Origin of the sequence: Mucilaginibacter sp. PAMC 26640 (assembly GCA_001596135.1) — a bacterium.
Taxonomy (GTDB): Bacteria; Bacteroidota; Bacteroidia; order Sphingobacteriales; family Sphingobacteriaceae; genus Mucilaginibacter.
Genome location: CP014773.1, coordinates 2,752,524 through 2,771,908, shown reverse-complemented (window position 1 = coordinate 2,771,908; position 19,385 = coordinate 2,752,524). Strand labels below are relative to the sequence as shown.

19 protein-coding genes are annotated in these 19,385 nt (G+C 43.9%); 9 read left to right on the top strand and 10 right to left on the bottom strand.

Annotated features, from left to right (window positions below):
- The first annotated feature begins 54 nt into the window (after nt 1-54).
- From A0256_12115 to A0256_12105, 3 genes are all read left to right on the top strand, one after another.
- On the top strand, nt 55-1,053 hold the full coding sequence (locus A0256_12115) for a hypothetical protein (GenBank protein AMR32113.1): 999 nt from the start codon (nt 55-57) through the stop codon (nt 1,051-1,053).
- A 44-nt stretch (nt 1,054-1,097) separates the two neighbouring features.
- Complete coding sequence (locus A0256_12110; GenBank protein ID AMR32112.1) at nt 1,098-1,712, top strand: hypothetical protein; 615 nt, start codon at nt 1,098-1,100, stop codon at nt 1,710-1,712.
- Nucleotides 1,713-1,831: 119 nt separating this feature from the next.
- Nucleotides 1,832-2,158, top strand: coding sequence for a hypothetical protein (locus A0256_12105; protein AMR32111.1), 327 nt, complete (start codon nt 1,832-1,834; stop codon nt 2,156-2,158).
- A gap of 15 nt (nt 2,159-2,173) precedes the next feature.
- Here the strand turns inward: A0256_12105 and A0256_12100 are convergent, their stop codons facing one another.
- The 7 genes from A0256_12100 to A0256_12070 all read right to left on the bottom strand — a co-directional run bounded on the left by A0256_12100 (nt 2,174) and on the right by A0256_12070 (nt 7,259).
- Complete coding sequence (locus A0256_12100) at nt 2,174-3,832, bottom strand: serine hydrolase (protein AMR32110.1); 1,659 nt, start codon at nt 3,830-3,832, stop codon at nt 2,174-2,176.
- A 61-nt stretch (nt 3,833-3,893) separates the two neighbouring features.
- On the bottom strand, nt 3,894-4,709 hold the full coding sequence (locus tag A0256_12095) for an AraC family transcriptional regulator (GenBank protein AMR32109.1): 816 nt from the start codon (nt 4,707-4,709) through the stop codon (nt 3,894-3,896).
- 44 nt (nt 4,710-4,753) lie between these two features.
- Nucleotides 4,754-5,518, bottom strand: a complete 765-nt coding sequence (locus A0256_12090) for a macrolide ABC transporter ATP-binding protein (GenBank protein AMR32108.1) — start codon at nt 5,516-5,518, stop codon at nt 4,754-4,756.
- A gap of 75 nt (nt 5,519-5,593) precedes the next feature.
- Nucleotides 5,594-5,926: a hypothetical protein gene (locus tag A0256_12085; protein ID AMR32107.1), complete on the bottom strand. Its 333-nt coding sequence runs from the start codon at nt 5,924-5,926 to the stop codon at nt 5,594-5,596.
- Nucleotides 5,916-6,152: a hypothetical protein gene (locus tag A0256_12080; protein ID AMR32106.1), complete on the bottom strand. Its 237-nt coding sequence runs from the start codon at nt 6,150-6,152 to the stop codon at nt 5,916-5,918. The genes A0256_12085 and A0256_12080 overlap by 11 nt, the downstream gene beginning before the upstream one ends.
- 89 nt (nt 6,153-6,241) lie before the next feature.
- A complete protein-coding gene (locus A0256_12075) occupies nt 6,242-6,529 on the bottom strand; it encodes a glutamyl-tRNA amidotransferase (GenBank protein ID AMR32105.1) in 288 nt (95 codons plus the stop codon).
- On the bottom strand, nt 6,519-7,259 hold the full coding sequence (locus A0256_12070; GenBank protein AMR32104.1) for an acyl-phosphate glycerol 3-phosphate acyltransferase: 741 nt from the start codon (nt 7,257-7,259) through the stop codon (nt 6,519-6,521). The genes A0256_12075 and A0256_12070 overlap by 11 nt, the downstream gene beginning before the upstream one ends.
- A gap of 41 nt (nt 7,260-7,300) precedes the next feature.
- Between A0256_12070 and A0256_12065 the strand changes: the two genes are divergently transcribed.
- Together A0256_12065 and A0256_12060 are read left to right on the top strand one after the other, a co-directional pair.
- On the top strand, nt 7,301-8,296 hold the full coding sequence (locus tag A0256_12065) for a tryptophan--tRNA ligase (protein AMR32103.1): 996 nt from the start codon (nt 7,301-7,303) through the stop codon (nt 8,294-8,296).
- A gap of 121 nt (nt 8,297-8,417) precedes the next feature.
- Nucleotides 8,418-9,032, top strand: coding sequence for a deoxynucleoside kinase (locus A0256_12060; protein ID AMR32102.1), 615 nt, complete (start codon nt 8,418-8,420; stop codon nt 9,030-9,032).
- 44 nt (nt 9,033-9,076) lie between these two features.
- On the opposite strand, the gene A0256_12055 is transcribed toward A0256_12060, so the two are convergent.
- The gene (locus A0256_12055) at nt 9,077-9,973 is read right to left on the bottom strand and encodes a hypothetical protein (protein AMR32101.1); all 897 of its coding nucleotides are present in this window, start codon (nt 9,971-9,973) and stop codon (nt 9,077-9,079) included.
- A gap of 460 nt (nt 9,974-10,433) precedes the next feature.
- On the opposite strand from A0256_12055, the gene A0256_12050 reads away from it, so the two are divergent.
- The gene (locus A0256_12050) at nt 10,434-11,750 is read left to right on the top strand and encodes a hypothetical protein (GenBank protein AMR32100.1); all 1,317 of its coding nucleotides are present in this window, start codon (nt 10,434-10,436) and stop codon (nt 11,748-11,750) included.
- An 81-nt stretch (nt 11,751-11,831) separates the two neighbouring features.
- Here the strand turns inward: A0256_12050 and A0256_12045 are convergent, their stop codons facing one another.
- Nucleotides 11,832-12,395 carry an acetyltransferase gene (locus tag A0256_12045; GenBank protein AMR32099.1) on the bottom strand — a complete coding sequence of 188 codons (564 nt, stop codon included), beginning with the start codon at nt 12,393-12,395 and terminating at the stop codon, nt 11,832-11,834.
- Nucleotides 12,396-12,660: 265 nt separating this feature from the next.
- Nucleotides 12,661-13,701, bottom strand: coding sequence for a hypothetical protein (locus A0256_12040; protein ID AMR32098.1), 1,041 nt, complete (start codon nt 13,699-13,701; stop codon nt 12,661-12,663).
- 442 nt (nt 13,702-14,143) lie between these two features.
- Here A0256_12040 and A0256_12035 point away from each other — a divergent pair, with 442 nt between their 5' ends.
- From A0256_12035 to A0256_12025, 3 genes are all read left to right on the top strand, one after another.
- On the top strand, nt 14,144-15,754 hold the full coding sequence (locus tag A0256_12035; protein ID AMR32097.1) for a CTP synthetase: 1,611 nt from the start codon (nt 14,144-14,146) through the stop codon (nt 15,752-15,754).
- Nucleotides 15,755-15,841: 87 nt separating this feature from the next.
- On the top strand, nt 15,842-17,665 hold the full coding sequence (locus tag A0256_12030; GenBank protein AMR32096.1) for a preprotein translocase YidC: 1,824 nt from the start codon (nt 15,842-15,844) through the stop codon (nt 17,663-17,665).
- A 252-nt stretch (nt 17,666-17,917) separates the two neighbouring features.
- Nucleotides 17,918-19,285 carry a DNA polymerase III subunit epsilon gene (locus tag A0256_12025; GenBank protein AMR32095.1) on the top strand — a complete coding sequence of 456 codons (1,368 nt, stop codon included), beginning with the start codon at nt 17,918-17,920 and terminating at the stop codon, nt 19,283-19,285.
- The last annotated feature ends 100 nt before the right edge of the window (nt 19,286-19,385 follow it).

Here is a 19,385-nt window from a genome sequence, read left to right as displayed (position 1 = left end):
TCACTGATCAAAATGTTTTACACTCTCTTCCGCTCCGTTTTTATCATTCACGTATTGACGCTAAACACCCTTTCCTTCGGCGCCTTAAAAACCGATACTACCAAACTGTATTCCAATAGGCCCGCCTCCCTCGGCATCATCGGCGATTCGGCTGATTTAAATACATCAACTACCGCCGGTATTGTAATGATGGGCGGCGGCAAGGATGTGGATGCTGCCTTTAAATGGATGATCAAACTTAGCGGTGGCGGCGATGTAGTGATCATCAGGGCATCGGGTACGGCTGCCTATAACCCCTACATCTACCATCTTGGTAAAGTCAACTCGGTGGAAACGCTGAAGATCGATTCGCGCGAGCTGGCTAATAATGATACCGTGGCGAACATCATCCGTAACGCCGAAATGCTTTTTATTGCCGGCGGCGACCAAAGCAATTACATGAAGTATTGGAAGGGCACCAAAACCATGGAGGCCATCAATTACCTGCTCAACAAAAAGCATGTCCCTGTTGGCGGTACCAGCGCAGGTTGCGCCATTTTAGGTGGCTTTTACTATAGCGGCGAAATCGCCAGCCTCACGGCAGATACTGCCCTCGCTAATCCTTACCATAAACTGGTTACACTCTACGATAACGACTTTCTGCAGGCCCCATTTCTCCAAAACGTAATAACAGACCAGCATTATGTTACACGTAACCGGCAGGGCCGCCACGTAGTATTTTTAAGCCGTATAGCCAAAGACTGGCAGATAACCGCTAAAGGCATAGCTGCTGATGAACGTACAGCTGTTTGCATGGATGAGCGCGGAGAGGCGACGGTATTCGGTAGTAGTAAAGCTTACTTTTTGATCCCTGCCAGCAAAAAACAACCGGAAGTATTGGTGCCTGGTAAGCCCCTTACTTTTAACCTGAACCATAAAGCGATAAAAGTTTACGAGATCCAGGGTACTGATGAAGGCGCGGGTCATTTTGACCTTGCAAAATTTAAGCTGGGAAAAGCAAGCGGTGGCAAATGGCAATGGTGGTGGGTGCAGGATGGTGTTTTACACCAATAGTTATAAAACCTATTGCTATATTTAGCCTGTTTTAAACCACACCAATGGGCGATTTTCTATTTGATACTAAAGGGCTCACTACCGAAGCTTTAGAAAGGTTTCTTTTAACTTATAATGAACTGCGGGCACATTTCAACGTGCAGCTAACCGGGCATATCAACTTTCACCTGGAAGATTTTGATGCCTTTAACCAATATCATGATTACAACCTGCTGGGATCTTACGTAATCAAGAACAATAAAAGTGATTGCTACATGCTGTTTGCAGATACGCACACTAAAAAAGCGCATGAAGGTAAAATAACCGATCATTACGAATACCAAACCTGGGCACTTGCCTACCTGAAACAGGATTTTGGTCGCGTCAAGATTCGCCCGGAAACGATGTTGGATAAAATTGGTGAACTGATCCACCCCATAGAACTGGATTTTAAAGAAGATAAGGCATTTAGCGATACATTTTATGTTTTAGTAAACGATCATGCTAAGGCAGTTGCCTGTATGGATCGCCATTTCCGTAACGCTGTGATGGATATCCGGGAAGACGATTTCGTGATTGAAATTGTAAACCACACTTTAATAATCGGTAACAAAAAGCCCATATCGCCGGAGCGGGCGGTGTACCTGGCAGAATTTATTAGCAGGTTAGCGGCATTGTAAAAACAATTATCAAACACAAAATGAAAATAACAACTAAATGTAAGTCCCCGGGTAGCGTATTAATGTTCATCTTGGCGACAACCTCTTTCATATTAACAATCTTTTCAAATCAAACCGTTATGGCGCAGCAAAAAGAACAAATGGTTAGGATTGCCAAAATTCAAATAGATCCGTTACAACTGGATAAGTATAATGCTGCTTTAAAGGAACAAATGACAACCGCCGTTAAATTGGAACCAGGTGTACTTACCTATTATGCAGTTGCCGATAAAAATAACGCATCACACATAACTATTCTTGAAATTTATGCAGATACAGCTGCTTACAAATTACATATAGAAACCCCACACTTCAAAAAGTATAAGGAAACCGTACAGCATATGGTGAAGGCGCTTGAACTAGTTGACGTTAATTTGATTGCGACCGCAAAGAAGCCCGGGATATAAAATATTTAAAAATGATCAATTTACCACTGCCGGAAGAATATAATTCTGCATTATTTTGTCTGCTTGCGGGTGCGCGTAAGCTTCGTTATAGGCTTTAGCGGTGATAACTACCACCAGTGGTTGATCTTTAAAAATGAAGATCTTATTGCCACCATTGCCGGTGCAATACCAGGTTTCGTAATCTTTACCACTAACTGTGTAAATTTTATTCCAGAAAAGATAACCATAAAAACCTGGGCCAACCACATCTGCAGGCAGTGCCATATGCTTAGTGAATGATTGTTGCACCCAGCTTTTCGGGATGATCTGTCTGCCGTTCCAAATGCCCTCGTTCTTATACAATTGACCAAATTTGGCAAAATCCAAAGCACGCAATTTGAGGCCCCCGGCTGTACCGGCTACGTGCTGTGGTGTATAGGGCCATTGATATTTGGTAATGCCTAGGGGCTTAAATAGTTTGGCATCAGCATATTTCTCTAGTCCGCCCGTTACTTTTTGATTCAGAATATCTCCAAGCACTACGATCCCTGCTGTAAAGTAGTTCCATGCGCCATAGGCTTTTTTATTACTGTCTATTTTCAAGTCAAGTGCAAACTTTACCCAATTAGGCGTGGGATACATATTATTTTCATTGCCAGGCGAATCGTCATCGTTATCGTTTGCATCAAATACTGAACTCATGGTAAGCAGGCTTTTAAGTGTCACACTATCCTTTTTTGGCGAGTAGTTCTGGTAGTTTTTAAGGTTATAAAACTCACCAAGGGTTTGCTGTTCCGATTTAATGAAACCATCTTTTATCGCTATCCCCATTACCGCACCGGCAAAAGTTTTTCCCACCGACCGCGGATCATGCAGGGTATCGCGCCCCTCACCGTTAAAGTACTCCTCAATCAGCAGCTTTCCGTTTTTAATCACCACGATACTGCTGATGTTTTTAAACTTATTTTGAGCTATACTGGTGTTCATTTGCGTAATCAACTTCGTATTATATGGCTCTGCTGATACCTGCCAGCCACTATTAGGTTTGATCGCCTGGATACCGGCCCGGGCCGCGCTCACTGCCGGCATAATTACTTTGATTTCGCCGCTGGCTATGATCTCCCCAACCTTCACCTCGGGGATGGAAATGTAGGGCCGTAGCTCTACCCGCAATTTATGGGTGCCTGTTGTAAAAGCATCTTCTCCGCCCCGCATCATAAAACGGCTGAACAAATACCGGCTCCACATATCCTCGTGCAGGTTACTGATGAGTTTAATGGTTAGTACCGTACGGCTATTTTTTAAATAAGCATACCCGGCACCTTTGTGCAGGTTCTCTTTATAGATCAGCTGATCATCCACATAAAAAGCGAACTGAAAATTACCCTCATTAAGCTGCGCTACGGTAAGTGCCGGATTCATCTGGTGCTGAATATTTGTTAAAGAGTTGCCCAGGAAAGCGCGCATGCTGAGGTTATTTTGCGGCTGAAGAACAAATTCCTTTAACACGTCCGATTGCCGCGTTTGCGCAAGCGGAATAGTATCCGGCATAAAAACGATGCGGCCAACGTTTTCCATTTCTATTGGGGAGGTAACCGGGTTAGCTTTTACAATATCGGTTGTTTGTGCAGTTACGGTAAAACGGCAAAAAATAGCTAAGGCTAGTAAAAAGTATTTTATTTTATGGAGATGCATTTTCTTATTTGATTTCGAAAAGCAAAGATGCACTAACGCCAAACGGCAAAATAGAACAGAATTAACATGCGTTAATTAAAAGCTTACGATACAATGAAGGATTGCCCTCATTAAAGCTTTTGAAGCAGCGCAGGAAATGGCTTTGATCTGCAAAACCGCATTCCAGGGCAATACCTGTTAACGAGCGGTCTTTATCCGGCAGTAAAGTAAGCGCCTTTTGCACCCGAAGCTTGCGGATGTATTCGCCTAAATTACAATGGAAGTATTTGGAGAAATCCCTGGATAAATGCGCGGGATGAATATTTAGCAGCGTTGCCAGTTGGGTAAGCGTGAATTTATGGCCAACGTCATCGTTAAGCACAGATCGCAACTCATTGACCCACAAGGGAGATGCGCCTCTTGCTGGTATTTGCTCCTCATGCATTTGCGCCAAAGCCTTTAACAGAAATGTTTCGGCACATAATGAAGTTAAGTTGTCATTTATTTTTGATTCCTTAAAGAGATGGTAAAACAGGAATATAATATCGGGATTTGTAACGGCAAAACTGCCTTGTAGGTTTTGGTATTTCAGTGGCATCTGCTTAAACCAGTCTTCTTTCAGCTCAATATGGAAGCCGCGCGTAAAGCCTTTTGGTTTGATATTGTAATGCGCTTCCTGCCAGTTATGGAAAAGCAAGCTACCTGGCGTGCAATTGTATACTTCTTTTTTATTTCCCTCGGTTACCCGGCCATCCAAAATAAACGTGAAGTAAGCGTTATCATGGTAGTGCCAGTCAACCTTGTCATGCGTATACTCAGTATCGGTAAGTGTTGCAAAATCCAGGTGAATGGTTGTATTTGTTTGGCCATAAAACGTGCCGGTTGTTAAATTTTCCATCCGTGAGGCTATGGCCTTATTATACCGTGTGCTATATCGTTGCGTTACTTCTCCAAATTGATGCCTGCAGCGGCGCTGTGCTGGCGTACGGTTTGGATATTCGTATTAACATAATCATTCTCTACCAGGCCGTCGCGCATGCGCACAATACGGTGAGCATGCATGGCAATATCTTCCTCGTGCGTAACTAATATGATGGTGTTGCCTTTGGCGTGGATATCTTCCATCAGGCCCATAATTTCTATAGAGGTTTTGGTATCCAGGTTACCTGTCGGCTCATCGGCCAGTATGATGGATGGATCATTGATCAGCGCCCGGGCTACAGCCACACGCTGGCGCTGCCCGCCGGATAGCTCGTTAGGGCGGTGATCGGTACGGTTACCCAAACCCACATTTTCTAAAGCGGCTTTGGCGCGTGCCTGTCTTTTCTCCTTGCTAATGCCGGCATAAACCAGCGGCAGGGCCACATTATCCAGCGCACTGTTGCGTGGTAAAAGGTTAAAGGTTTGGAAAACGAAACCGATCTCAGAATTACGCACTTCGGCCAGTTCATTATCCGTCATGTGGCTTACGTTGATACCGTTGAGGATATATTCACCTTTAGTGGGCGTATCCAAACAGCCAAGGATGTTCATAAGAGTGGATTTGCCCGAACCGGAAGGCCCCATCAATGCAACAAATTCACCTTTATTAATGATAAGCGATACCGATTTAATGGCATGGATAATTTCCGAGCCGATAACATATTTGCGGCCGATGTCTTTTATCGTTATTAAAGGCTCTTCCTTAGTCTTGGTAAGTGGTATCATCCGTTTTTGTTACTTTGACAGTAAGGAGGTAAGAAATGTTACATTAGGAAGGTAGAAAAGATTACATGAAAGAAACTATCTTAATCCATCATTTTTCAAATGTTGATTGATAACTTTTACGTCAACGGTATCTACATCACTTTTTAAATATATATCTGCCAGGTATACTACTTCTTCAACAAAAACAACGAATGTAATTACTCGTGCACCACCTGATTTTCCTTTATTGGTATTTGCAATTGAAAGTCGGATTTTGTAAAGATTCCCGCCGAGATCATCGCCCATAGTGGGTTCTGTTTTTAACAAATTTATAAGCTTGGCGAGATCAGCCTTAATTCCTTTATGTTTTTTTACAATTTTCTTAAGTTCCCGGTCAAAATCCGGGGTTGCTACTATCCTATAATTCATCAAGTAATTTGCTTGCGTCTTTCAATTCAATTTCGCCACGTTGATGTTTCTTTATATCCTCAAGTGAGCTTTTTAAATTTTTATAGACACGCTGCTCTGCTCTATTCAAAGGCCGGGTTTCGTCTTTATTGGTCTGGAGACTATAATCTAAACCCAAGGCATCCAAAACAGCCTTGACGGCTTTCTCAGATTTTTTATTATTTATATTTACAGTGAGTGTAGTCATAATAACAAATTTACAAATCTTATTAAATATAAGAAATATGCCTTGACCTGCTTTTGAGCCTTCCCAAAAAGAGAAATTTTAAAAAGGAGTTACTTGATCACCTTCGCCACCAAAAAATGACTACCATCGTGCTCCGGAGCATTTTCAAGCGCTTCTTCGGTAGTAATGAGTTGCTTAACTACGTCTTCGCGCAGGGTATTGGGTTCATCAGTCATGTACACCAATGGTTCTACACCGGTAGTATCCACCTCGTTCAGCTTATCCATAAAGCCGAGGATTTTGTTCATATCAACTATCATTTCCGCCTTTTCGCCGGCGTTGAGTTCCAGGCGGGCCAAATGGGCTATTTTATCAACTGTTTGCTCATCAATGGTCATGTTCTGCTAATTTTTGGCTGATGATGGCGTGCACTTCATCACGCAGGGCATCGGCATCATCAAGGGTTAAGTGTGCCGTCTCAATCGGCTTATGTACAAATATATTACATATCCCTGGCTTAGAGCCGTATTTTAATCCATCGTCCCATAAAACTTTCCAGGTATTGAGGGAAGTAACTGGAATAATAGGGACCTTCAATTCGATAGCCATACGAAACGGCCCGTTTTTAAAATCTTTTAATTGCGGTGGGTAGACATCCTGGATAGTAGCCTCCGGAAAAATGATAGTGGTAACGCCGCTTGCCAAACGTTCCATTACCTTTTTAAACGCCCGGAAAGAAGCTATTTTACTCTGCCGGTCAACCGGAACATCAACTGTGCGGAAAAAAAGGGCCGTCACAAAAAAATCAGCCAGTTCCTGCTTGCCCATAAAACAGCAATCATTGGTTTTAACAAAGATGCTCATGGCTGTAATATCAAGGTTGGAGGTATGGTTTGGGCAAATAATATAGGTTTTACTCCAGTCGATAGGCTGCTCGATATCAAACCTGTAGATAATCCCCACTAACAAAGAACTAATGAAGCCCCAAACCCGCCGAAGGGCATTCATATATTTATATCGCGATGTTTTACGCGAAAAGAAGTAAAAAAAAGGGTAAAGTACGGCATATGAGAACGCAACACTAAACACATAAAGGTACAGGTGCAGTTTTCTCAATATCATTTTCATCCGCATCAAAAATATAAAAAATCCTTACTTTCGCCCCCTATATGGAAACTGTTGTTAGTGGTATCAGATCTACCGGAAATCTGCACCTGGGTAATTATTACGGAGCTATACAAAATTTCGTAAAAATGCAGAGTGAATATAACTGCTATTTTTTTATTGCCGATCTGCATTCCCTAACTACCCACCCTACCCCCGCCAATCTGCACGGTGCGGTAAAACAGGTTTTGGTGGAGTACTTAGCCGCCGGCATCGACCCGGAGAAAGCTACTATTTACGTACAGAGTGATGTACCCGAAATTGCCGAATTGTACCTGTACCTCAACATGAATGCCTACATGGGCGAATTGGAACGCAGTACGTCCTTTAAAGATAAAGTACGCGCGAATCCCGATAACGTAAATGCGGGTCTGTTGACCTACCCTGTGCTGATGGCTGCCGATATCCTGATCCACAAGGCAACCAAGGTGCCCGTGGGCAAAGACCAGGAGCAACATTTGGAAATGGCGCGAACGTTTGGCAACCGCTTCAACAGACTGTACAACAACGAGTATTTCCCAGAGCCTTATGCTTTTAGCATGGGCGAAAGTTTGATAAAGATCCCCGGGTTAGACGGTAAAGGCAAAATGGGCAAAAGCGAAAGTGAAGGCAATGCCATCTTCCTTTCAGATTCGCCGGAAGTTATCCGTAAAAAAGTAATGCGCGCTGTTAGCGATGGCGGGCCAACCGAAGAAAACCAAACCAAACCACAGGAGATCCAGAATCTGTTCGATTTGATGAAAGTGGTATCAGCACCCGATACGCTGGTTCATTTCGACAACCTGTATAACACCATGGCTATCCGTTACGGAGATCTGAAAAAGCAGCTGGCAGAAGACATGATCATCGCTACTACCCCTATTCGCGAAAAGATAAATGATATTGCCAATGATGCCCCATATCTGAGGCAGGTTGCCATTTATGGTGCCGCCAAAGCCCGCGAAAGCGCACAAAAAACCATTAGGGAAATAAGGGAAATTATTGGTTTCAGGAAGTTTTAAAGGTCGGAAGTCTGATTCGGAATTTTCAGAATTAGAAAATTTTCAGAATTCAGGCAAGGCTTCACAAAACATTCTGCTAATTCTGTAAATTCGGAAAATTCTGATTCAGACAAAATATCACATGCACATAGCTATTGTAGGAAATATTGGCGCTGGTAAAACTACACTTACCGAGATGCTGGCGAAAAATTACGGATGGGAACCCCTGTACGAGGCGGTGGATAATAACCCCTATCTGGAAGATTTTTATAGCGAAATGAAACGGTGGAGCTTTAACCTCCAGATCTATTTCTTAAATAGCCGATACCGCCAGATTGTGGAAATTCAGCGCAGCGGCCGCAACATTATCCAGGACCGTACCATTTACGAGGATGCCTACATCTTTGCGGAAAACCTTCATGATATGGGACTGATGACTACCCGCGATTATGAAAATTATGAGGCCATGTTCGATAACATCACCGAGTTCATCAAACCGCCGGATTTGCTGGTTTATCTGAAAGCATCGGTTCCCACCCTGGTCAATAATATTCAGCGTCGGGGCCGGGAATATGAGATTGGTATCCGGATAGATTACCTTTCTAAACTTAACGAGAAATACGACAAGTGGATAAAAGGTTATAAGCTGGGTAAACTGCTGGTGCTCGATAAAGACAACCTTGATTTTGCTAACAACACGGAAGATATGGCCAGCATTGTAGAAAAAATTGAGCGCGAGATCAACGGATTATTTTAGCTCCCTGCCCCTGAAGGGGAACAAAATGTTAACTATGGCGGAAATTATTTGCCTGGCACTGTGATCGAAAAGCCTTCTTTCACCGCCCTGGCCAATTGTTGCTTTCTATCTTTATTGTAATAGAACACATACCGGATGAACTTGCTGAGGATCATCTGCCCTAATGCGATCTGCCGGATAGGGAACTTATAAAACTTACGGATAAAGTAGATGCGGTTACGGTTGAGGTAATAAATGGAGAACAAAGATTCCGAGCCACCCGTGCTGAATGAGACCTTGTGGAACACCTCGATATCCGGCATGTAAAATATCCTGAAGCCTTTACGAATGGCCCGCATCACGTAGTCATTGTCATCATAATACACAAAATAGGCCTCATCCATATAGCCAACTGCTGCTATCACCTTTCGGCTCAACAGCATAAAACAGGTTGGTGCATAATCGAAATAATGTTCCCGGTTATAGATCTCCGCATCCTCCTCCTTATCGCCTATCGTGATAGAAGTGCCTTTCCAATGGATAAACTCACCTCCGGCCAGCCAGATCTTCCGGGTGCCGTAATAAAGTATTTTGGGGATCACCATGTCCTCCTTTCGCTCCGCAGCATACCCCACCAGCCGCTCCAACAGGAACGATTGCGAAAAGGCAATATCATTATTCAACAACAAAACAAAATCGTCACCCTGCTGCATGCTTAAGCGCATACCCTGGTTATTGGCAGCAGCCACACCGGCGTTCCCTTCATTCTTAATATGGGTGTATGCCGGAATAGGGTATTGCTTTAATAGCACGCTTAATAAGCTGTCCGTGCCGGCACTTACAGAGTTATCAATAATGTAGAGGTGGTAATCTTTAAACGACTGGATCGACAAGCTCTCCAGAAAATCCTTTAAAACATCGTCGCTTTTAAATAAAACGGTAACTAAACCAATTTTGGCCATTGTTGCAAATAACGGATGTGAATTTCGGCTTGCATTGAGCCCGGGATAAATATAAACATTTTCCTGAATATGGGTCCAGCCCGTGGCTGCACCTCTGGCCGTCCGGAGCAATATAATATCATATTAAACCGACAACAGGATTAACAACTTAACCTAATTTAATATTAACCTTTCATAAACAGTTGATAATAAGTAAACTAATTACAATCAAAAGTAAACACGTTAACCCTGCCAGACTGCTCGCCGATAGCATGATCTGATTGTTCGAACGCAACTGTAGAAATAAATCCAAACAACGCAAAAAAATCAGGCATACTGCTGACCCGGCAGCAACTCAAACCAGGTTGCAAATATGCGTTTGATGCATTACAGCTTATTGAGAAGGTTCAAGACTGCCCCCAATGTTCTATCCGCTAAAACTTTCCACCCTACAACAGGTTTGCTTAAATAACAAACCATTATGTTAAAAAGCAAACTCGCAGCCATCTTCCTTTTATCTGTCGTGGCAAGCTCCTGCAGCAAACGTGGCCCATTGGCCTTATTTAAAAAACTTTCGCCACATGATGCGTATGGCCAAAAGCTTAAAGATGCTGGATTAGCCAATACTGCATTGGGCAACGCCTGGCTGCAGTATGCGGATGCAGTTATCAGCAAGCCGCTTAATATCAATATCCCTTACAAAGAGACCGGCTACTTCTCTGATGAAAAAGCAGGTGGCACGGCATTACGCTTCGAAGCCAAAAGGGGGCAAAAACTGCGCATCGCCATCACCAAAAAACCAGCTACCAATTTCAACATCTATCTCGATCTGTTCCTGGAAAACCTGCCCGATCAGTCAAAATTGGCAACATCGGCAGATACCCTTGGCGCTGTGCTTGAATTTGAAGTAAAGCAAACCAGTAAGTACATCCTGCGCCTCCAGCCGGAGTTGTTGCGCAGCGGGGAGTATACGCTCACCGTGACTGCCGGTCCTTCGTTGGGTTTCCCGGTAGCGGCATCCGGCAAGCCAAACATCGGCAGTTTTTGGGGCGACGGCCGCGACGAAGGCGGCCGCAAGCATGAAGGGATAGACATTTTTGCCCCCAAACGCACACCGGCCATTGCAGCCGCAAATGGAACGGTGACCAATGTTGGCGTTAACAACCTTGGTGGTAATGTAGTATTCATGCGGCCAGACAATGCCGACTACAATTTGTATTACGCCCATCTGGATGTGCAGCTGGTGCAAAACGGACAAACAGTTTCCATTGGTGATACGCTTGGCCTGGTGGGTAATACCGGGAATGCCCGCACTACGCCGCCGCACCTGCATTTCGGGATTTATACAAACGGTGGCGCTATCGACCCGTTCGTGTTTATAAATAAAGAAACCAGGCAACCGCTCCCAATAGCTGCCAACCTGGAAAACCTGAATGCCACCGTACGTACCAACGCTAAAAGCACCAGGCTGTATAGCATACCATCCGACAAGGCCGTAGTCTTGCAAACGCTTGCACTTAACACTGCCTTAAAAGTAGATGCCGCCACAGCGGGTTGGTATAAAATTGCCCTGCCCGACGGACAAATGGGCTTCATCAGCAGCAAACTGGTTACCGAAGCAAGTAATATTCGCATCATCACCCTTAAAGGCAATCAGCAGCTCTATGATGCACCCGACAGCGCCAACGCACCAAGCAAAAAAACATTAAATGCTGGTGAAAAAGTAAGCCTTCTAGCTACCTATGGAAAATATGCCTTGGTGAAAAATAAGGAGGAAACGGGTTGGATAGAACAGTAGCGTAATGAAATGCGGCATTAAATTTTTCATACCGCATTTCACGCACCATCCTGCTAATATTTGAAGCTTTGATCGATCACGTTAGGCATCAATTACCTTAATAACTTTCGCAGGAACCCCGCCAACCACCGTGTTATCGGGCACATCTTTACTTACTACCGCCCCTGCGGCAACAATGGCATTTTCGCCAACCGTGACTCCCGGCAGTATTGTAGCACCGGCCCCAATCCAGGCTTTTCTTTTGATCAATATAGGTTTGCAAACTAAGCCTCTTCTTGTTGCGGGGTCCATGGGATGGTTTTCAGTGATCAAGTTCACTTTGGGGCCGATCAGAACGTGGTCTTCCAGCGTGATGCTGCCCAGATCGAGAAATGAGCAGGCATGATTAATAAATACATCCTTGCCAAGCTTAATAAAACGGCCGAAATTGGTATATATCGGAGCAATCAATACCGTACTTTCATCTATATCGCTGCAAATTATCCCGCTAAACTTATTCCGAACTTCTTCATTACTGGTTGCTGCATTTAGTGATGGTATTAAGGCTAGGGTCCGCGTAAAAATCGCATTAACCTTATGTATTTCCGGATCATCCAGCATGACCAGCTCTCCGGCCTTTAGCCGATCAAAAATATGTTTGCTCATAGTGGTGGCTTATTGATCAGCAATATAGTTATTAACTAAGCAATTCTATAAGCCTATGATTGGTTTTCCAGGCAAGGCAGATCCACGTCCCCTGCATTTCCACATTCACATTTATAGGCCGCAAATCCCGTTTCCAGCCTGTGGTCGGTGTTTTCACCGCACCACTCCTGATTGTGTTGGCATATATCCGGTGTTTCACTGTAAAACTCTGAAACCGGCATCTGGTTGATATTTCCACTGCACCGACTAATTGCTTAAATCCGCCTTACTTATCGGTTTTGATTAATTTTCTAATCACATTGAAATGATTGTCAAGAATATACATTTTATTATCGTTAAGACAAATGCCCGAACTACCGCCGAATTCTGCCGTTTCAATTGGGCCATCCGTAACTTGAAAAACAGTATTTTGAGATATCGGTGTCTCCACGCCAGTTGTGGTCATGTGCGTTACTTTGGCAATCAGGTAAGTCAAAAACAAGTTCTCCTGAGGCGACCTGTTAAAATTTTTGTCCCTTTTTGCAATCGCCACATCAGTTATGAGCGTATTTTGAATTTCGTCATTACCAAATACAAAGGGAATCACTTTAATGGTAGTTACTGCACCCTGCAGTGTTACCCGCCTTACACTTTTGTACGGCCTGGTGACATTTCCGTTTATTACCCAAAGAAAACCATCTGCAGAAAGCTTTATGGTGGTTAAATTATTAAAGGTTGCGGCAGTGCCTAAACCATCGCGTAAGCCTTCAACGCCGGCTCCGGCAAGCACAGATGATATACCGTCTGGGGTAACTTTGACAATTCTGTTATGGCCTGTATCCGCTATGTACAAAGTATTGTCAGGCGCCACTGCCAAATCATACGGCGATTGCAGCCCCACACTTACATTGATAGGGGTAAAAACACCCTTCTGTGATATTTTTGCTACCATATTTTCGGCCCCCATTGTTACGTAGATATCGCCGTTCTTTGCTGCCTTAATACCGAAAAAATTTGCTCTTTTAATATAAAAAGGAGTTACTACGCCTGTTGGGCTAATTTTAAATACACCTTCATTAGATATAGTAGTATACAAATTACCAGTTCCATCGCTACAGATCCTGTTACCAAATGCATTTTTTACAAACGTGCTTACAATGATTGGATTACTGATGATAAGCGATGCCTGCTTCGCATTCTTCAGTACCGGGTCTGCAACTTCTGTGCTGGCGGGCTTAATCAATTCATCTTTTCTGCATGCCGGGTAAATTAAGATGATGCTTGTTATCAACAACACGGCAATTGATTTGTAAATAGCTTTTTTCATATGAGTAGTAATCGGTATGTGAGCAATTATATAGGCAACTACACCCTGGCAGGTATGGTACTGAATAGCACCAAGTTATAACATGCCTTCAACACTCATAAGCACATTTTAAAATTGTATCCTAAAACGTGTAAACATTTGCTTTTACCGCGCCTCGCACGCAGTGTGAGTTTACAGTCGGTGTTCATCGCAGAACAGATAATTTAGCAGAAGATTCTTATATTGGTTCAGGCATTTTACGATAATGGCACAGTGAAAATGCTAAACAGGGGCTAAATGTTCATCCTACTAGCGGTTTATTAAGGTAAGGCCAGTCCACGTCTCCTGCTTTTCCACATTTACATTTCTAGGCTGCAAATCCCGCTTTTTTTCCTACTTTTGTACCCCGTACACAAACATCGGCAAGGGGCGCATTTGCACTGCCGGGATTTCAAAAAATCTCATGACTAAATACATTTTTGTTACGGGTGGCGTTACCTCGTCATTAGGCAAGGGCATTATTTCTGCCTCATTAGCTAAACTCCTCCAGGCCCGCGGTTACCGCGTTACCATCCAAAAGTTCGACCCTTATATTAACATTGACCCGGGAACGCTTAACCCTTACGAGCATGGCGAATGCTATGTTACTGAAGATGGTGCAGAAACCGACCTGGACCTTGGTCATTACGAGCGGTTTTTAAACACCCCAACCTCAAAAGCCAATAACATCACAACCGGTCGTATTTACCAGAATGTGATCAACCGCGAACGCGAAGGCGCTTTTTTAGGTAAAACCGTACAGGTTGTACCCCATATTACCGACGAGATCAAACGCAATATGCGTATCCTGGGCGAAACCGGCGACTACGACATCGTAATTACAGAAATTGGCGGTACGGTGGGCGATATCGAGTCCCTTCCCTTTGTGGAAGCTGTACGTCAGTTTAAATGGGAAGCCGGCAGCGGTAATGCACTGGTTATCCACCTTACGCTGATCCCTTATTTAGCTGCTGCAGGCGAATTGAAAACCAAGCCTACGCAGCACTCGGTAAAAATGCTTTTGGAGTATGGTATTCAGCCGGATATTTTGGTTTGCCGTACCGAGCACCATATCAACGCCGACATTAGAAAGAAAATTGCGCTGTTTTGTAACGTGAATATCAATGCAGTGATCGAAAGCATGGATGCATCAACTATATATGATGTGCCGTTGCTAATGCTGAAAGAACAGCTGGATAAAACGGTATTAACCAAATTGAAACTCTCGCACAAGAATGAGCCAAACCTGGATAACTGGAAAGATTTTCTTGGTCGTTTAAAAAACCCTACCTCAGAGGTACGCATTGGCCTGGTAGGTAAATATGTGGAACTGCCGGACGCTTACAAGTCTATCATCGAATCTTTTATCCATGCCGGCGCTAAAAACGAGTGCAAGGTAAAAGTACAATACATCCCATCCGAAGCCTTAACAGTGGAGAATGCGGTTGAAAAACTGAAAGGCCTGCACGGCGTACTGGTTGCACCTGGTTTTGGCGAGCGCGGTTTTGAGGGTAAAATTGAGGCGATCCGCTATGTGCGCGAAAATAATATTCCATTCTTCGGCATCTGCCTGGGCATGCAATGCGCAGTTGTAGAATTTGGCCGCCATGTGCTGAGTTTAAAGGATGCGAGCAGTACAGAGATGAATCCTGATACCCCTAACCCGGTTATCGCCATGATGGAGGACCAAAAACATGTAGTGAATAAAGGTGGCACCATGCGTTTGGGATCTTACCCATGCGATTTAAGAAAAGGCAGCAAAGCGGCACTGGCTTACGGTACCACGCATATCACCGAACGGCACCGCCACCGTTACGAGTTTAATAACGAGTACCTGAAACAATACGAAACGGCTGGCCTGCTGCCATCGGGCATCAACCCGGAAAACGGTTTGGTTGAGGTAGTTGAGTTGAAAAATCACCCGTTTTTTGTGGGCGCACAGTTCCACCCGGAATTAAAATCAACAGTTGCTAATCCGCATCCACTTTTTATTAACTTTGTCGCCGCTTCGATGGCTTATGCCCGCAAGAATTAGTACGGTAAAAACAATAAAAAAAGTGTGCTGACCCCTCCTACGGTTGTAACAAAACCTGCAGGCTTTGGTCATACGATATATTAGATAATGGATAGAAATACGTTTACAGGATTATTCCTGATCATGCTCATCATGGGCGCCTCTATATACTTTATGAAGCCGAGCGAGGCTGACATAAAAAAAGAGAAAGAAAGAGTTCACCTGGATTCGATGAAAAAAGCAGGCGTCAAACCTGCCGCAGCTGCCACAACAGCCAAATTTGATACCACAAAAAAGACTGCTACTGTTGATTCGGCTGTTTTAAAAAGCCCGTTTGGCGCTGCAACCGTAGGTGCCGATCAGTTTGTGACCATCGAAAACGATGAGCTTAGCCTAAAAATTTCAACAAAAGGCGGCCGCGTTGCTGAGGCTGAACTGAAGAAATTTAAAACCTTCGATAAAAAACCACTGATCTTGTTTAGTGGTGCCAACAATAGCTTTGGCCTCAACTTTAATGCAGCCGGCAAGCAGATCAATACCAACGACCTGTACTTTAAGCCAAGCACACAAACACTTAAAGTTACCGGCAGCGATTCATCATCGCTTACCATGCGCCTTAGTTACAGCCCTACCCAATACATTGATTATATTTATACCTTAAAAGGTACCGGATTTAAACTGGGTCTCACCATTAAACCGGTAGGGTTAGACCAGGTGATAGCTAACAGCGGCACGGTAAACGTAAGCTGGTCTGCAAGCCTTCACAAACAGGAAAAAGATATCAAGCAAGAGCGCCAGTATTCTACTGTTTACTATAAAAACACAGAGAACGATGTTGATTACCTGAGCGAAGGTAAAGACGATGCTAAAGACATTAATGACAAAAAACTGCAGTGGGTAGTGTTTAAACAGCACTTCTTCTCTAACGGATTAATCGCTACCAGCGGCATCAGCAAATCGAGCCTGGCGGTAAGTGTTGATGTAAATGATACTACAGACGTAAAACAAATGAAGGCTAATTTAGCCTTTGGCCGCGATGCTGCCGGTGCAACACCTTTGCAGTTTTACTTCGGCCCAAACCGTTATTCTACTTTAAAAGATCAGGGTTATGATCTGCAAAAGATTGTTAACCTGGGCCCGGGTCCGTTAAAATATATTAACCAGTTTGCCACGTTACCCATTTTTAATATCCTGAATAAATTTAACTGGAACTACGGGATTATCATCCTGGTATTGACCATTATTCTTAAACTGGTGTTATCGCCGCTTACTTATAAGTCGTACTTATCTATGGCTAAGATGCGGGTGCTAAAGCCGGAGATGGATGAGATCAAAACTAAGGTTGGCGAAGATAATCCTACCCTGTTACAACAGGAGTACCTGAAGCTTTACAAAAAAGCCGGTGTAAACCCACTGGGAGGCTGTTTGCCACTGGTGATACAGATGCCAATTGTAATTGCATTCTTCCGTTTTTTCCCAAGTTTGTTTGAACTGCGCGGACAGAGTTTTTTATGGATGCATGATTTGTCGACTTACGATGCGGTAATTACGTTCTCTCCTATATTTGGTGTATCGCACATCAGCTTGATGTGTTTGTTGATGACGATCTCTACGTTGATCTATACGTACTTCAATAACCAGATCTCGGGTGCAACCGGGCAGATGAAATACATAGGGTACATTACCCCGCTGATTTTCCTCATCACGCTGAACAACTACCCTTCAGGTTTGAACTATTACTACTTCCTGGCCAATATGCTAACCTTTTTACAGCAGTACCTGATCAAGTTCATGGTAGATGATAAAAAGATCCACGCCCAGATCCAGGAGAACAAAAAGAAACCTGAGGATACTAAAAAGAAAACCGGTTTCAGCGCAAAGCTGGAAGAAATGATGCGCCAGCAGCAACAAGTGCAGACGAAGAAAAAGTAGGTTTTTGGGAGTCCGACAGTCGGATGACCGAAAGCCCGAAAGATAGATTTTAAGCCTGGTAGTTTTACTGCCAGGCTTTTTTTGTGAATTAATGCCCCCCCGAGAGGGAAAAGATGTTAAAAAAGGTTTATTACATGCGAATAATAATTGGACAAGATTTCTTACAACTCAGCCCTTCCAACCTATCACAACCCTGATTTTTTTTTCATTTTTTAACTAAAATAATTAGCAAAAATATAGTACATTTGAATTATGTACGCCATAGTGGATATCGAGACGACGGGAGGGCATGCCAGCGCTAATGGCATTACAGAGATTGCTATATGCATTCACGATGGCAAAAAGGTAACGCGCCGTTTTGAAACGCTCGTGAATCCGCAGCGCGATATCCCGGTATATATCCGTGCTTTAACCGGCATCACTAACGAGATGGTGAGCACAGCCCCCTTATTTGAGGATGTGGCGCACGAGATCTATCACCTGCTTAAAGGGCAGATCTTTGTAGCACACAATGTAAACTTCGATTATTCTTTTTTACGTTATCATTTAAACGCCGCCGGTTACGAACTTAATGCCAATAAACTTTGTACAGTTCGGCTGGGCCGCAAGATCATGCCCGGGCTGCTATCATACAGTCTGGGGAAATTGTGTAGTCACTTAGGTATAGGCAACAACAGCCGCCACCGTGCTATGGGCGATGCGGAAGCAACCGCTCAATTATTTAGTCTATATCTAAAAAATGATACTGTCAACCACATTGGCCAGGCCTTAAAACAAAATTCAAAAGAACAGCGTCTGCCGGCCAACCTGCCAAAGGCGGATATAGAAGCTTTGCCAAATGCACCGGGGGTATACTACTTCCATGATAACAAAGGCAAAGTGGTATATGTAGGTAAGGCCAAGAATATTAAAAAAAGGGTTTGCAGTCATTTCTCGGGTAACAACCCAGGCTCGCAGCGGCAGGAGTTTTTGAAAACCATTCACCGCGTTAGTCACCAGGTTTGCGGTACCGAGTTGATTGCTTTTGTGCTGGAGGCAGTGGAGATCAAACGCTTGTGGCCTAAATACAACCGCTCTTTAAAGCGCTTTGAGAATACCTACGGACTTTATGCTTATGAGGACCAGCGTGGTTACCTTCGCCTGGCGGTGGATAAGCACCGGAAACATATGCCCGCGGTATATGCCTGCAATTCGCTGCTGGAGGGCTACAATCTGCTCAATAGCCTGATAGAGACCTTCAGCCTGTGCCCAAAAATGTGTTTCATCCAAAAGAACGACCAGCCCTGCACAGGTAATAATTTAAATTCATGCGCCTGCGAGGGCCATGAAACACCCGATGATTACAATATCAAAGTAACCGCAGCTATCGATGAACTAAAGAAAGCCCTGCCTACTTTTGCTATCCGTGATGAAGGCCGCACCGGCGATGAGCATAGCTGCATCCTGATAGAAGAAGGCCGCTTTTATGGCATGGGCTATATATCCCATTACTTTGATGCCAATAACATTCAGCAATTAAAGAACTACCTTACCCCCTATCCCGGCAATGACTATATCAAAAATATCGTTACCGGCTATGCTGCGAAGTTCCCCGAGCGGAAGGTAAGTTTCGCTGTGTAAAAATTGTCATGCTGACGAAAGATGCATCTGTTAATTGAAAGAACCGACAGAATTCGCGCGTATTGCATGAACCTGAGTAGATCCTTCCTTCTTCGGGATG

What these genes read in the sequence shown, in the direction of transcription:
- A0256_12080 (AMR32106.1), bottom strand. Translation starts at nt 6,152, where the DNA reads ATGACTACACTCACTGTAAATATAAATAATAAAAAATCTGAGAAAGCC.
- A0256_12085 (AMR32107.1), bottom strand. Translation starts at nt 5,926, where the DNA reads ATGAATTATAGGATAGTAGCAACCCCGGATTTTGACCGGGAACTTAAG.
- A0256_12025 (AMR32095.1), top strand. Translation starts at nt 17,918, where the DNA reads ATGTACGCCATAGTGGATATCGAGACGACGGGAGGGCATGCCAGCGCT.
- A0256_12095 (AMR32109.1), bottom strand. Translation starts at nt 4,709, where the DNA reads ATGGAAAATTTAACAACCGGCACGTTTTATGGCCAAACAAATACAACC.
- A0256_12045 (AMR32099.1), bottom strand. Translation starts at nt 12,395, where the DNA reads ATGAGCAAACATATTTTTGATCGGCTAAAGGCCGGAGAGCTGGTCATG.
- A0256_12105 (AMR32111.1), top strand. Translation starts at nt 1,832, where the DNA reads ATGGCGCAGCAAAAAGAACAAATGGTTAGGATTGCCAAAATTCAAATA.
- A0256_12110 (AMR32112.1), top strand. Translation starts at nt 1,098, where the DNA reads ATGGGCGATTTTCTATTTGATACTAAAGGGCTCACTACCGAAGCTTTA.
- A0256_12100 (AMR32110.1), bottom strand. Translation starts at nt 3,832, where the DNA reads ATGCATCTCCATAAAATAAAATACTTTTTACTAGCCTTAGCTATTTTT.
- A0256_12030 (AMR32096.1), top strand. Translation starts at nt 15,842, where the DNA reads ATGGATAGAAATACGTTTACAGGATTATTCCTGATCATGCTCATCATG.
- A0256_12050 (AMR32100.1), top strand. Translation starts at nt 10,434, where the DNA reads ATGTTAAAAAGCAAACTCGCAGCCATCTTCCTTTTATCTGTCGTGGCA.
- A0256_12075 (AMR32105.1), bottom strand. Translation starts at nt 6,529, where the DNA reads ATGACCATTGATGAGCAAACAGTTGATAAAATAGCCCATTTGGCCCGC.
- A0256_12055 (AMR32101.1), bottom strand. Translation starts at nt 9,973, where the DNA reads ATGGCCAAAATTGGTTTAGTTACCGTTTTATTTAAAAGCGACGATGTT.
- A0256_12040 (AMR32098.1), bottom strand. Translation starts at nt 13,701, where the DNA reads ATGAAAAAAGCTATTTACAAATCAATTGCCGTGTTGTTGATAACAAGC.
- A0256_12070 (AMR32104.1), bottom strand. Translation starts at nt 7,259, where the DNA reads ATGAAAATGATATTGAGAAAACTGCACCTGTACCTTTATGTGTTTAGT.
- A0256_12060 (AMR32102.1), top strand. Translation starts at nt 8,418, where the DNA reads ATGCACATAGCTATTGTAGGAAATATTGGCGCTGGTAAAACTACACTT.
- A0256_12035 (AMR32097.1), top strand. Translation starts at nt 14,144, where the DNA reads ATGACTAAATACATTTTTGTTACGGGTGGCGTTACCTCGTCATTAGGC.
- A0256_12065 (AMR32103.1), top strand. Translation starts at nt 7,301, where the DNA reads ATGGAAACTGTTGTTAGTGGTATCAGATCTACCGGAAATCTGCACCTG.
- A0256_12090 (AMR32108.1), bottom strand. Translation starts at nt 5,518, where the DNA reads ATGATACCACTTACCAAGACTAAGGAAGAGCCTTTAATAACGATAAAA.